Origin of the sequence: Buttiauxella sp. BIGb0552, from assembly GCF_004366275.1 — a bacterium.
Taxonomy (GTDB): domain Bacteria; phylum Pseudomonadota; class Gammaproteobacteria; order Enterobacterales; family Enterobacteriaceae; genus Buttiauxella; species Buttiauxella gaviniae.
The window spans coordinates 905,513-917,726 of the sequence record NZ_SODY01000002.1 but is presented as its reverse complement, the minus strand read 5'-3'; the positions used below and the strand labels follow the sequence as shown (position 1 = coordinate 917,726).

The 12,214-nt window shown below is 48.2% G+C and carries 12 protein-coding genes, 2 tRNA genes and 1 rRNA gene; 10 read left to right on the top strand and 5 right to left on the bottom strand.

Annotation, left to right across the window (positions count from 1 at the left end; genetic code table 11):
• The 3 genes from rrf to dkgB form a co-directional block, all read left to right on the top strand.
• Positions 1-94: ribosomal RNA gene (gene rrf, locus EDF88_RS09005) — 5S ribosomal RNA — on the top strand; the annotation flags it as partial.
• Between the two features lie 63 nt (positions 95-157).
• Positions 158-234, top strand: a tRNA-Asp gene (locus tag EDF88_RS09000).
• 176 nt (positions 235-410) lie between these two features.
• Entirely contained in the window at positions 411-1,214 is an 804-nt protein-coding gene (gene dkgB, locus EDF88_RS08995) for a 2,5-didehydrogluconate reductase DkgB (protein ID WP_064516396.1), read from the top strand.
• Positions 1,215-1,221: 7 nt separating this feature from the next.
• Here dkgB and yafC read toward each other — a convergent pair whose 3' ends face one another.
• Positions 1,222-2,124 carry a DNA-binding transcriptional regulator YafC gene (yafC, locus tag EDF88_RS08990; protein WP_064516398.1) on the bottom strand — a complete coding sequence of 301 codons (903 nt, stop codon included), beginning with the start codon at positions 2,122-2,124 and terminating at the stop codon, positions 1,222-1,224.
• Between the two features lie 104 nt (positions 2,125-2,228).
• On the opposite strand from yafC, the gene EDF88_RS08985 reads away from it, so the two are divergent.
• The 3 genes from EDF88_RS08985 (at position 2,229) to EDF88_RS08975 (ending at position 5,196) form a co-directional block, all read left to right on the top strand.
• Entirely contained in the window at positions 2,229-3,404 is a 1,176-nt protein-coding gene (locus EDF88_RS08985) for an MFS transporter (protein WP_134184157.1), read from the top strand.
• 150 nt (positions 3,405-3,554) lie between these two features.
• On the top strand, positions 3,555-4,358 hold the full coding sequence (locus EDF88_RS08980; protein WP_034461607.1) for an endonuclease/exonuclease/phosphatase family protein: 804 nt from the start codon (positions 3,555-3,557) through the stop codon (positions 4,356-4,358).
• Positions 4,359-4,428: 70 nt separating this feature from the next.
• Entirely contained in the window at positions 4,429-5,196 is a 768-nt protein-coding gene (locus EDF88_RS08975) for a class I SAM-dependent methyltransferase (RefSeq protein WP_134184155.1), read from the top strand.
• 63 nt (positions 5,197-5,259) lie between these two features.
• On the opposite strand, the gene mltD is transcribed toward EDF88_RS08975, so the two are convergent.
• The gene (gene mltD / locus EDF88_RS08970; RefSeq protein WP_134184153.1) at positions 5,260-6,618 is read right to left on the bottom strand and encodes a murein transglycosylase D; all 1,359 of its coding nucleotides are present in this window, start codon (positions 6,616-6,618) and stop codon (positions 5,260-5,262) included.
• Positions 6,619-6,688: 70 nt separating this feature from the next.
• Positions 6,689-7,444, bottom strand: a complete 756-nt coding sequence (gloB, locus tag EDF88_RS08965; RefSeq protein ID WP_134184151.1) for a hydroxyacylglutathione hydrolase — start codon at positions 7,442-7,444, stop codon at positions 6,689-6,691.
• A 36-nt stretch (positions 7,445-7,480) separates the two neighbouring features.
• Here gloB and EDF88_RS08960 point away from each other — a divergent pair, with 36 nt between their 5' ends.
• On the top strand, positions 7,481-8,248 hold the full coding sequence (locus EDF88_RS08960) for a methyltransferase domain-containing protein (protein WP_134184149.1): 768 nt from the start codon (positions 7,481-7,483) through the stop codon (positions 8,246-8,248).
• Here the strand turns inward: EDF88_RS08960 and rnhA are convergent.
• The gene (gene rnhA / locus EDF88_RS08955) at positions 8,196-8,771 is read right to left on the bottom strand and encodes a ribonuclease HI (protein ID WP_166671959.1); all 576 of its coding nucleotides are present in this window, start codon (positions 8,769-8,771) and stop codon (positions 8,196-8,198) included. The two genes, EDF88_RS08960 and rnhA, sit on opposite strands and share 53 nt — an antisense overlap.
• Here rnhA and dnaQ point away from each other — a divergent pair.
• The gene (gene dnaQ, locus EDF88_RS08950; RefSeq protein ID WP_134184147.1) at positions 8,725-9,456 is read left to right on the top strand and encodes a DNA polymerase III subunit epsilon; all 732 of its coding nucleotides are present in this window, start codon (positions 8,725-8,727) and stop codon (positions 9,454-9,456) included. The two genes, rnhA and dnaQ, sit on opposite strands and share 47 nt — an antisense overlap.
• 133 nt (positions 9,457-9,589) lie before the next feature.
• Positions 9,590-9,666, top strand: a tRNA-Asp gene (locus EDF88_RS08945).
• 44 nt (positions 9,667-9,710) lie between these two features.
• Here the strand turns inward: EDF88_RS08945 and EDF88_RS08940 are convergent.
• Positions 9,711-11,204: an NCS1 family nucleobase:cation symporter-1 gene (locus EDF88_RS08940; protein ID WP_134184145.1), complete on the bottom strand. Its 1,494-nt coding sequence runs from the start codon at positions 11,202-11,204 to the stop codon at positions 9,711-9,713.
• Between the two features lie 245 nt (positions 11,205-11,449).
• Between EDF88_RS08940 and hpxA the strand changes: the two genes are divergently transcribed.
• On the top strand, positions 11,450-12,187 hold the full coding sequence (gene hpxA, locus EDF88_RS08935) for an allantoin racemase (RefSeq protein ID WP_064556887.1): 738 nt from the start codon (positions 11,450-11,452) through the stop codon (positions 12,185-12,187).
• Positions 12,188-12,214: the final 27 nt, after the last annotated feature.

Sequence of the window (12,214 nt, the reverse complement as noted above, 5' to 3'; positions counted from 1 at the left end):
TCCCACCTGACCCCATGCCGAACTCAGAAGTGAAACGCCGTAGCGCCGATGGTAGTGTGGGGTCTCCCCATGCGAGAGTAGGGAACTGCCAGGCTCTAAATTCAAAGCAGTAAAAGCCAGAATGTGACATCTGGTGGTAATAAGAAAGAAATTCGGTGGAGCGGTAGTTCAGTCGGTTAGAATACCTGCCTGTCACGCAGGGGGTCGCGGGTTCGAGTCCCGTCCGTTCCGCCACTTAATTAAGCCCTGAGTCTTCTAGACTCAGGGCTTTTTCGTGCCTAAAACTCATGAAATTTTCTCTATTATTGCTTTTTACGCAATTATCTTCTGCATTTATCCATCTTTTTCACCAAAGTTAAACCCTTCATAATCCTCGAAAGACAAAGATATATCTCCCAACGAGGTTAATAATGACAATTCCTGCATTTGGTTTAGGTACTTTCCGTTTAAAAGACGACGTAGTTATCGCATCAGTAAAAACAGCGCTTGAATTAGGTTACCGCGCGGTCGATACAGCACAAATTTATGATAATGAAACTGCTGTGGGACAGGCGATTGAAGAAAGTGGTGTTGCACGTAGTGAGCTGTTTATCACCACCAAAATCTGGATCGAGAATCTTAATAAAGAGAAATTAATCCCAAGCTTGAAAGAAAGTCTGCGCAAATTGCGTACAGATTATATCGATTTGACTCTAATTCACTGGCCATCACCAAACGATGCTGTGCCGGTAGCTGAATTTATGCAGGCTTTACTGGAAGCAAAAAAAGAAGGGCTGACGCGCAATATAGGTGTTTCTAACTTCACTATAGACCTGATGCAGCAGGCTGTTGATGCGGTGGGGGCTGAAAATATAGCGACCAACCAGATTGAGCTTTCACCGTATTTGCACAACCGTAAAGTCGTTGATTGGGCACATGAACATAACATCCATATCACCTCTTATATGACGTTGGCTTATGGTAAAGCTCTGGAAGATGAACTGATATGCCGCATTGCTCAAAAGCACAATGCAACTCCTGCGCAGGTCATCCTGGCATGGGCAATGAAGTTGGGTTATGCGGTGATTCCTTCATCTACAAAACGTGAGAATCTGCAAAGTAATCTCCAGGCGCAGACTCTCACGCTAGATGAGGAAGATATGATTGCTATAAGTGAACTGGACTGTAACGATCGATTGGTTAGCCCAGAAGGTTTGGCTCCAGACTGGGATTAATTTTCCATCACAGCCCCTGCGGGGGCTGTTGAACGTGCTCACTTAGAAAATCGATAAACGCCCGAATGCGGCTGCTAACGGCGCGATCGCTGTAATACACTGCACTAAATGGCATTTCTACAGGCAATAGTTTGTCTGCCAGTAACTCTACGAATGTCCCTTCAGCAATTTCTTTATTAATCATATAGTCAGAAAGACAGGCGATACCATTCCCGGTGAGGCAAAGCTGTTTGAGTGTTTCTCCACTGTTCGATGTTATTCCCGGTATGATGTCATAACGCAGCCCATCGGCCTGTGCAACTGGCCACTTATTCAGGCTCTCCGTTTCGGAGAAACCAAGACAAATATGATCCTGAAGATCCTCAGCACATTGTGGCATACCGAACTGCGCTAAATATTCCGGTGAGGCAATGATTTTACGACGGCTGTAAAAAAGAGGCCGCGCCCGTAACGTTGAGTCTGTCAAAGTGCCTGCTCGTATCGCTACATCGACTTTTCGCTCAATCAAATTAATAAATGTCTCAGATGAGATGAGGGAAAGTGTCACCTCCGGATAGCGCTCACGAAAGGGCTTAATCAGCGGCATTAAAAGATGAAGCATGACAGGCGTTGCAGCGTCGATGCGTAGTAAACCACGCGGGCTTTGTCGGGTCTCCATCAGCTCATTTTCTGCAGCAGCCATTTCCTGCAAAATCTGTTGAACACGGCGGAAGTAACGCTCGCCTTCCTCTGTGAGACTCAATTGGCGCGTTGTACGATTAAGCAGGGTTACACCTAATTTCATCTCTAATTTCTTTACCGAGCGGCTCACTGCTGAATTCGCCAACTCGAGTTGATCTGCTGCGCGACTAAAACTCCCGCTTTCTACGACAGCGACAAAAATCGACAGTTCTTCTGAGGTGGCCTTCATTATTGCTCCTGAGACAATATTCTATTGAGATTTTGCATATTTTTGTTATTTAACCATCACGCCATACTGCGTGTCATCAAAAGACACCCGTTATGGAGTAAATCATGCCTCTGGCGCTTTGGGCACTGACTATCAGTGCATTCGCAATCGGTACTACTGAGTTTGTCATTGTTGGATTAGTGCCAACAATTGCTGATCAACTTTCAATTTCGCTCCCTTCTGCTGGGCTGCTGGTTTCAATTTATGCGTTGGGCGTGGCTGTTGGCGCCCCTGTCTTGACGGCTCTGACAGGGAAACTTCCTCGTAAACAGTTGCTGATTGGTTTGATGGCGCTATTCACCGCGGGGAATTTGTTAGCGTGGCTTTCGCCAAACTACGAAACGCTGGTTGTGGCTCGCTTGTTAACCGGCCTTGCACACGGTGTTTTCTTCTCGATTGGTTCAACTATTGCAACCAGTCTGGTACCTAAAGAAAAGGCTGCTACCGCAATCGCCATTATGTTTGGTGGTTTAACCGTTGCATTGGTTACAGGTGTGCCCCTCGGAACATTTATCGGCCAGCATTTCGGATGGCGTGAAACATTTCTCGCCGTTTCAGCTATTGGTGTTATTGCCTTGATCAGTAGCACGATTCTGATTCCAAAAAATATTCCAACACGTGCAGTTGCCAGCTTAAAAGATCAACTGAAAGTGATGACACATCCCCGCCTATTGATCATTTACGCGATAACAGCTTTGGGCTACGGCGGTGTGTTTACCGCATTTACCTTCCTGGCTCCGATGATGCAAAACCTTGCGGGTTACTCACCAGCGGCAGTGAGCTGGATTTTGCTGGGCTACGGTGTCTCTGTGGCTATAGGTAATATCTGGGGCGGGAAACTTGCCGACCATCATGGAGCAGTACCCGCGTTAAAATTCATCTTTGCAGCACTTGCCGCATTACTACTGGTCTTCCAATTTACTGCGAGTTCACATATTGGCGCTTTAGTGACGGTGTTAATTATGGGCGTCTTTGCATTCGGTAATGTACCGGGATTGCAGGTGTACGTTGTGCAGAAAGCAGAGTTATATGCGCCAAACGCTGTGGATGTTGCCTCTGGACTGAATATTGCCGCTTTTAACGTCGGGATTGCATTAGGATCTGTTATTGGTGGTCAAACAGTTCAAAGTTTTGGTTTAGCTCAGACTCCGTGGATTGGGGCCGTAATTGTTGTTGGTGCACTGTTCTTAATTACCATCAGTGGTCGACTAGATACACGTCGTGAAGTTGCTATCAGTTAGTCAATCAGAACAAGGCTGTTAGCAATTACTTACGGTCTTGTTCGTCAATGGTTTGAATTGGTCGTTGAAACTCGACACCAAAGTCCCTATAACTGAAAGACAGCCTTCGATTTGGAGGCTTCTTTGGTTACAGAGGTCATTAGTAAAAACGTGCGCAAAAATACTTATGCCATGAGATATGTTGCCGGTCAGCCAGCGGAACGCATTCTGCCTCCTGGCTCGTTTGCAACTATTGGTCAGGCATTGCCGCCCGGGGAACCTTTACCAAGTGAAGGCTCACTAAAAGTATTGGTGTGGAATATCTTCAAACAGCAGCGTGCAGAATGGCTTTCTGTACTGCAAAACTTCGGTAAAGATGCTCATCTTGTTTTATTGCAGGAGGCTCAAACTACCCCTGAGCTGGTAAAGTTTGCCACCAGTAATTATCTGGCTGCCGACCAGGTTCCGGCATTTGTCCTGCCTCAACACCCATCGGGTGTTATGACACTTTCCGCTGCTCATCCTGTTTATTGTTGCCCACTACGTGAACGTGAGCCGATTTTACGCTTGTCTAAATCCGCATTAGTGACCGTATATCCACTGCCTGATGGTCGGCTGTTGATGGTTGTGAATATCCACGCGGTCAATTTCAGTCTCGGTGTCGATGTCTACAGTAAGCAGCTTGGGCCGATTGGCGATCAAATTGGCCACCATAATGGGCCGGTTATTATGGCGGGCGATTTTAACGCCTGGAGCCGTCCACGCATGAATGCGCTTTACCGCTTCGCTCGTGAAATGACTTTGCGGGAAGTGCGCTTCACTGATGACCATCGCCGCCGTGCTTTCGGTCGTCCACTTGATTTCGTGTTTTACCGTGGTTTGAACGTTGCAGAAGCCTCTGTTTTGGTGACCCGTGCGTCCGATCACAATCCTCTACTAGTCGAATTCCGTCCCGGCAAACCTGAGCTGAAGTAAGGTAAGTCAGGTCTGCCATTGGGCAGACTATGTGCTGCCCTTACTTACAATCATCTGCAAGGACAACAACATGACAACACAATCTCACCATGACAAAGTCGATCAACAGTTTGGCTCGCAAGCCAGTGCCTATCTGACAAGTGCTGTGCACGCTGCTGGTCGCGATCTGGAGCGTCTGAGCGCGCGTCTGGCAGATTTTCCTAATGCACGCTTGCTCGATATGGGGTGTGGGGCAGGGCATGCGAGCTTTATTGCGGCCGCTCAGGTGAAAGAGGTGATTGCTTATGATCTCTCAGAACAGATGCTGAGTGTGGTCAATGATGCTGCTAAAACGCGTGGCATCTTCAACATTACGACTCAACAGGGTTATGCAGAAGTGTTGCCATTTGATGATGGCTCTTTTGATGTGGTGATTAGCCGCTATTCAGCTCATCACTGGCATGATGTTGGTAAAGCATTGCGTGAAGTAAAACGAGTCCTGAAACCTGGTGGTGTAGTTATTTTTATGGATGTGATGTCCCCAGGCCATCCAGTTCTCGATATCTGGCTGCAAACGGTTGAAGCATTGCGCGATACCTCGCACGTTCGGAATTATTCCAGTGGCGAGTGGTTGAGCCTGTTTAATGATGCGGGCTTGGTCTCGCAAAACCTGTTATGTGACCGGTTGAATCTGGAGTTCACATCCTGGATTTCCAGAATGAGGACACCAGCCGCTCTGGCTGAAGCTATTCGCATCTATCAAAAGAGCGCATCGGATGAAGTGCAGCATTACTTTGAATTGCAGGCCGATGGTTCATTCATCAGTGACATTATTATGCTGGAAGCAAAGCGAGTGTAGTTCAGTGCGGGCATCAGACATAAAAAAGGCACCTAAAAAGGTGCCTTTTTCTTTGATTAACAATCAAGTATCAGGTGTAGAGTTGTTGCTAACGAATAGCGTCAACTGATCTCCAGGTTTCAGATCGTCTGTATCGTCGTTCCAGCGCAGAACATCCTTGATGTTCACACCGTGACGTTTCGCGATACTCGACAACGAGTCACCCTTACGCACCTTATAAGTGATGCTATCGTTCTTAACTAAACTCTGTGCGTCATTTTTGACGCTGAGTGTTTGGCCGACTTTAATGTGTGCGCCGCGTATGCCGTTCCAGCTTTGCAAATCTTTTGCACTCACGCCTAAGCGTGAAGCAATGCTCGATAAGGTATCACCTGAACGAACACGGTAAGATTTGCTGCCACCTGCAGTACTGCGGTTATCAGCAAATAGCCGAGGCTGCACTGCTGCAATTTCACCAGAAGCCAAAGAGGCTTTTAGCTGATCGGCATGCTTTTTAGGTACCATTACATAACGTTGATTCTTGCCAACGGTCGAGGTTTTCACCCCGGCGTTGAATGTCTTCAGCGTGCTTAATGATATACCAGCCATTTCGGCAACCTGCGTAAGCTCAACCGGATCGCTGACTTCTACACGTGCTAATGCACGGCTTTCGTCAGTAGTTGGTAAGCGTACACCGTACTTTTTGCTGTTTTTGAGAATATCACTCAAAGCCAACATTTTTGGTACGTAAATTTTGGTTTCCCGTGGCAGTGAAAGCGACCAAAAATCCGTAGATAAGCCACGAGCTTTATTCGCTTTCATTGCCTTCAGTACACGACCTTCGCCGCTGTTGTACGCCGCCACGGTTAATAACCAGTCGCCGTCAAACATCTTGTTCAGACGCTGCATCATATCGAGTGCGGCAGTGGTCGAAGCCACTACATCACGACGTGCATCGTATGCTTTGGTCTGTTTTAAACCATAATTTCGACCCGTACTCGGTACAATCTGCCAGATGCCAGCGGCATTTGCAGAAGATGTAGCGTGGGGGTCAAAAGCGCTCTCCACTATGGGTAGCAGTACTAGTTCCATTGGCATGTTACGTTTCTTAACTTGCCCGGCAATCCAGTACATATACGGCTCTGCCCGTAATGTTACATCGTGGAGATAGCTCTTATTCTTCAGGTACTTCTGTTTCTGTTCGCGGATCCGGATATTCTCCGGTACCCCCATCTTTAGCTCGTCGCCAATGAAGTTCCACAAGTTTTGGTTATCCGCGAGGTATGTCCCATCGTCCATCCATCGCGAACCTGTGTACTTTCCTGCTTCACCTTGACCAGCTGCAGACAGACTCTGTGCGTGCTGTTGGATGTTGCCGTCATGCCTTGACGCCTGGCACCCCACAAGCAAAACAGAGGCGAGTAATATCGCTTTTGCCTTCATGTGTGTGTCAAATGGTTGCTTAAAAGACGAGCAAGAATACCTTCCACTTTAAAACAACACAACCAAAAATTTAGAAACTATCCTTCTTTGTCCGTAACCAGGCGAAAATTTGCCGTGGTTGTTGCAAGTTTGTTTCTTTGTTAATTTTATCTATTAAATCAATATCATCCGTTCTAAGGAATAAATTTATTTCGCGCTCATTTGCTAAAGAACTCGGCAATGTTGATTGGTTTTTTGCGCGTAACTCATTAACTTTTCGACAGTATCGGTTTAACTTCTCATCGTCTGGAAGGATAGATAAGGAAAACTTCATGTTTGAAAGAGTGTACTCATGAGCACAACAAATTAACGTGTCACCGGGTAGCTTGTTAAGCTTTTGAAAAGAATCAAACATATCATTTGCAGTGCCTTCAAAAAGCCTGCCGCAGCCGCCAGAAAACATCGTGTCGCCGCAAAAAAGATAAGGTGCGCTATAGAAACAGATATGTCCTAAAGTGTGACCTGGTGTGGCAATTACAGTAAATTCATACTCCAAAATATTGACCAGATCGCCGTCTTTAACTACCCGGTTCGTTCCCTTATCTTGTGTCTCCTCGGGGCCGTATACCACAAGGCCTGGGTACTTTTTGAGAAGTTCTTTTACGCCGCCAACGTGGTCGTTGTGATGGTGGGTCAGTAAAATAGCTTCTGGTTGCCAGTGGTTATCCTCAATGGCTTTTAATACTGGATGAGCATCGCCCGGGTCGACGATGATACATCTGCCTTGCTCATCATTCAGAACCCAGATGTAGTTATCCTGGAACGCAGAAATACTGTTAAGATTCATAATTCAACCTCTCTGAATTGCGCTAAGTAGGTAGTGATGAAACCGGCAAGGATACCTGAAAATTTCATTTCGCCTCATCATTGGGGAGAACTGCCCTGGGGCGAGTACTACCGTGAGGCTCTGGAAAGCCAACTCCAGCCATGGCTCGCCAAAATGTTTGGTTTCCATCTGCTGAAGATAGGGAACTTAAGCACTGAAATTAATACTGAAGCTTGTGCTATTTCACACCAGGTGAATGTTGCCTTACAAGGTGAACGGCTCCAGGTGAATGCCGATCCGCTGTATTTACCTTTTGCGGGTAAATCAGTCGATGCATGTATGTTGGCTCATACATTGCCGTGGTGCCAGGATCCGCACGGGTTATTGCGTGAAGCTGACCGGGTACTCATTGATGATGGCTGGCTAATTATCAGCAGTTTCAACCCGGTGAGTTTATTAGGTTTAGGCAAAGTCGTGCCATTTATCCGCAAACGTGCGCCATATCGCTGCCGAATGTTTACGCCAATGAGGATGTTCGATTGGCTGGCATTGCTGAATTTTGAAGTGATGCACCAACGTAGTTTCCAGGTTTTACCCTGGAGTAAACAAGGTGGGAAAATGCTCAGTACCCATCTTCCTGCGTTGGGATGCATGCATGTCATTGTGGCGCGTAAGCGGACATTGCCCCTTACGCTCAATCCAATGAAAAGCCGGAAAGCAAAAACGCAAATCCGCTCAGCTGTGGGGGCGACACGGCAATTTAGTGAAACAACTAAGGTTTCGCCGTCTCTGGCTGATAACCCACATCCTCGAGAGTTGGATTAGAAGCTGCTTCACGGGCGAGTTCATCACAACGTTCGTTTTCAGGGTGACCGGCATGGCCTTTCACCCATTCCCAACTAATTTTGTGCTCGCTTAAGGCCGCATCCAGTCGCTTCCATAAATCGACATTTTTGACTGGTTTTTTATCGGCCGTTTTCCAGCCACGTTTTTTCCAGTTATGAATCCATTGGGTTATACCCTGACGAACATATTGGCTGTCGGTGCTGAGCACAACGTCACAAGGTTCGACCAATGCCTCAAGTGCAACGATTGCCGCCATCATTTCCATGCGATTGTTTGTGGTCAGGCGAAAGCCGACGCTAAAAATTTTTTCGTGCTGTTTATAGCGTAAAATAGCACCATATCCACCCGGGCCCGGGTTACCAAGGCAAGAGCCATCGGTGAAAATTTCTACCTGTTTGCGCATCTCTGGTAGACTTCCTGTGATTAAAAAACCAAGTCTGACATAAACGAGCGCTATGAGCACAGCAATTACACGACAGATCGTCCTCGATACAGAAACCACCGGTATGAACCAAATCGGTGCGCACTATGAAGGGCACCGCATTATAGAAATCGGTGCGGTTGAAGTCATCAACCGCCGCCTGACGGGTAATAATTTCCACGTATACCTGAAACCTGATCGTCTGGTAGACCCGGAAGCCTTTGGTGTGCATGGAATTGCCGATGAGTTTCTGGCAGACAAACCAACCTTCGACCAGGTTGCTGATTCGTTTATGGACTATATTCGCGGCGCAGAGCTAGTCATCCATAACGCATCGTTTGATATCGGCTTTATGGATTATGAGTTCGGCAAACTCAAACGCGATATCCCCAAAACCAATACCTTCTGCAAAGTTACCGACAGCCTCGCACTCGCGCGTAAAATGTTCCCGGGCAAGCGTAACAGCCTTGATGCGCTTTGCTCTCGCTATGAAATAGATAACAGCAAACGAACGTTGCACGGCGCATTGCTCGATGCCCAAATCCTTGCCGACGTCTATTTAATGATGACGGGAGGGCAAACTTCTCTGAAGTTTGCGATGGAAGGGGATGTGCAGCAGCGTAACGGAGACAATGGGATTCAGCGTGTTGTGCGCCGTAGCTCCGGTATACGAGTTATTCGTGCCAGTGATGCAGAACTGGAAGCGCATGAATCTCGACTCGACCTGGTGGAAAAGAAGGGCGGCAGTTGCCTTTGGCGTATATAAAAACAGCTGCAATGTATTAAAAAACACCGTTTGGGTGAAATTAACGGCAAACGATTAGTTTAATAAGAAAAAACGTTGACGCTCATGAGCCCTATACGTATTATCTGCCTCGTTCCCGACGGGGAACAAACGCGGAGCGGTAGTTCAGTCGGTTAGAATACCTGCCTGTCACGCAGGGGGTCGCGGGTTCGAGTCCCGTCCGTTCCGCCACAATCAGAAAGCCTGAATCAGAAATGATTCAGGCTTTCGTCGTTTTATTCCTTCGAAACAACAACCTGCCCATTGTATCCCACAGCGTCACCCACTTTATCTGCCCGTGCCAGCCAGCGGTAACAGCCTGCACTCATGAATGCGCCGATAAACCAGCTAAAGTTCGCCACTTCGTGTAACGAAGGGATAAAGCTGATGATTAAACCAACCGCAACCGAAGGCAGCAGCGCGAGAATCGCTTTTGGGTTAAAACCACTTTTGTACCAGTAGCGGCCTTTTGGCGTGTCATCGAACAAGTCATCGACATAAATTTTGCTGCGTTTGATGATGTAGAAATCAGTCAGCAGGATACCGAACAGCGGCCCAATGAACGCCCCCAGCACATCCAGCGTGTAGTGGATAAGCTCCGGTGACTGGAACAGGTTCCACGGTGTCAGCAGAACAGAACCCACGGCTGCAATCATCCCACCGGTACGGAAGCTGATTTTCTGTGGTGAGCAGTTTGAGAAGTCGAAAGCAGGTGATACGAAGTTCGCCACGATATTAATACCGATAGTGGCGGTAATCATGGTCAGTAAACCAATTGCCATCGCGAGGCTATTGCCCACATGGCTGACCGTTTCGATAGGGTCGGTGATCATGCGGCCAAACAGTGATTGTGTGCCGGAGACAATCACCACGGTCACGATGGAGAACAGCAGGAAGTTAAACGGCAGACCCCAGCGGTTACCACGACGGATCTCTTGCATACTTTTGCCGTAGCGCGAGAAGTCACCGAAGTTCAGCAATGGACCGGAGAAGTATGAAACCACCAGCGCGGTTGCGGTCAGCATCTGCCAGGCCTGCTCACCAGAAGAGAGTTGTTTGCTGGCAAGCGTAAACGAAATTCCATCAAAACCGGTTTGATACAAAATCCAGCCCGCCAACGCCATCATCACGATGTATACCGCCGGCCCTGCGATATCAATAAATCGTTTGATAGCATTCATGCCGTGCCAGAACACCATCGCCTGCAGCACCCACATAATGCCAAAGCAAACCCAACCGAGATGCGACAGGCCGAGGAAATGCCCGGTAGTCATTGGTGCAAGCGACGGCCAGAATTTCAACATAACCAGCATCAAAGCATTTGCCGCCAGATAAGTCTGGATACCGTACCAGGCAAAGGCGATTAACCCGCGAATCACGGCCGGAATATTGGCACCAAATACACCAAATGCCTGGCGGCAAATCACCGCATAAGGTACGCCTGCCATTTGGCTCGGTTTCGCGACCAGGTTCGCACACAGTTGCACAATGCAAATCCCTACTAGCAAGCAAAGTAAAACCTGCCAGCTTGCCAACCCCAGTGTGAAGAAGCTGGCTGCGACCACATAGCCGCCCATACTGTGCACATCGGACATCCAGAATGAAAAAATATTGTACCAGGACCATGTCTGGTTACGCGTGGGTGCCAGATCCTCATTACACAGGCGTGGGCTGTACCCTGAGTTGGCACTATCGGTCATCGTAGTCGTGTTGTGTTCAGTGCTTGGCATGATATCTGCTCCCTAATAAAAACAGATGCTGACGGATTGTATGAAACCTTTGTTGCATGAACCGGGCCAGGTTTTATTTTTCAGCAAGCAGGCAGAATACAGAGGCTTTTTAGAGTGCTATCGGCGTATATTGAGGCTCTACGCGCTATTGCATCGTGTATGAGTTGTGCACTGATAGTGCAAAAAAACATTTTTATGCCCGGAAATGGTGCTGACCATCGGGGAGTAAACTAAAAGGAATGAGCATGACGAAACATTTGATTCAGGTGATCAACCCCAATACTAACGTGGCGATGACGCACACCATTGCGCAAGCGGCACGCAGTGTCGCTGCCCCTTCCAGCGAAATCATCGCGGTTTGCCCAACACAGGGTGTGGAATCTATAGAAGGGCATTTTGATGAAGCGGTCGCGGCTATCGGTGTGCTTGAGCAAATCAAACTGGGTAAAGAGCAGGGCGTGAGTGGCCATGTCATCGCGTGTTTTGGCGATCCCGGTTTACTGGCCGCGCGTGAACTCGCCAGCGGCCCGGTGGTTGGCATTGCAGAAGCCGCGATGCACGTCGCGACTCTGGTGGCGACACGCTTTTCTATCGTCACCACGTTACCGCGCACCGTAATCATCGCGCGTCATTTATTACGCCAGTATGGGTTCGAGCACCACTGCGCCGCACTGCATGCGATCGATTTACCGGTGCTGGCCCTGGAAGATGGCACGGGTCTTGCTCAGATGAAGGTACGCGAGCGTTGTATACAAGCCATGAAAGAAGATAACAGCGGAGCGATTGTGCTCGGTTGTGGCGGGATGGCAAATCTAGCCCAGGAACTGACCGCTGAACTCGGCATTCCCGTGATTGATGGCGTCACTGCTGCGGTGAAAATGGTGGAGTCCCTCATCGCGCTTGGGCTTGGAACCAGTAAACACGGCGACCTTGCGTATCCAAATAAAAAGCCGTTATCCGGCTGTTTTGACATGCTGAGTTGATATTCTGGCTCGGCTCATAAGGAACCG

Excerpts from the sequence above, each read along its gene's own strand:
- dkgB (WP_064516396.1), top strand. The coding sequence starts at position 411 with ATGACAATTCCTGCATTTGGTTTAGGTACTTTCCGTTTAAAAGACGAC.
- yafC (WP_064516398.1), bottom strand. The coding sequence starts at position 2,124 with ATGAAGGCCACCTCAGAAGAACTGTCGATTTTTGTCGCTGTCGTAGAA.
- EDF88_RS08985 (WP_134184157.1), top strand. The coding sequence starts at position 2,229 with ATGCCTCTGGCGCTTTGGGCACTGACTATCAGTGCATTCGCAATCGGT.
- EDF88_RS08975 (WP_134184155.1), top strand. The coding sequence starts at position 4,429 with ATGACAACACAATCTCACCATGACAAAGTCGATCAACAGTTTGGCTCG.
- mltD (WP_134184153.1), bottom strand. The coding sequence starts at position 6,618 with ATGAAGGCAAAAGCGATATTACTCGCCTCTGTTTTGCTTGTGGGGTGC.
- gloB (WP_134184151.1), bottom strand. The coding sequence starts at position 7,444 with ATGAATCTTAACAGTATTTCTGCGTTCCAGGATAACTACATCTGGGTT.
- EDF88_RS08960 (WP_134184149.1), top strand. The coding sequence starts at position 7,481 with ATGAAACCGGCAAGGATACCTGAAAATTTCATTTCGCCTCATCATTGG.
- dnaQ (WP_134184147.1), top strand. The coding sequence starts at position 8,725 with ATGAGCACAGCAATTACACGACAGATCGTCCTCGATACAGAAACCACC.
- EDF88_RS08940 (WP_134184145.1), bottom strand. The coding sequence starts at position 11,204 with ATGCCAAGCACTGAACACAACACGACTACGATGACCGATAGTGCCAAC.
- hpxA (WP_064556887.1), top strand. The coding sequence starts at position 11,450 with ATGACGAAACATTTGATTCAGGTGATCAACCCCAATACTAACGTGGCG.